The organism is Pseudomonas sp. PKS (genome assembly GCF_051913525.1).
GTDB lineage: Bacteria > Pseudomonadota > Gammaproteobacteria > Pseudomonadales > Pseudomonadaceae > Aquipseudomonas > Aquipseudomonas guariconensis_D.
Genome location: NZ_JBEGDO010000086.1, coordinates 1 through 208, shown reverse-complemented (window position 1 = coordinate 208; position 208 = coordinate 1). Strand labels below are relative to the sequence as shown.

Genomic DNA, 208 nt, shown 5'->3' with positions numbered 1-208 from the left:
AATAACGGTACTGTAACAATTACTGTTGCAGCCATTTGATAGTTTAATAATGGGCGACCTACGCCTGATTCTGCTTGGTCAATAAATGAACCTCTTAACCATGTAGTTACTAAACGATATTCCTCGTGAGCAACTAAGTTTGGCCAAATATAAGCATTCCACGTTCCCATTAACTTTAAGATAACAATGGTAATGATAGATGATTTTG

Annotated in this window: 1 protein-coding gene; it reads right to left on the bottom strand. The window is 36.1% G+C overall.

The features are described 5' to 3' along the window. The coding region (locus tag ABOA88_RS24185) for a hypothetical protein (protein WP_440128017.1) at window positions 1–208 on the bottom strand (208 nt) is incomplete at both ends.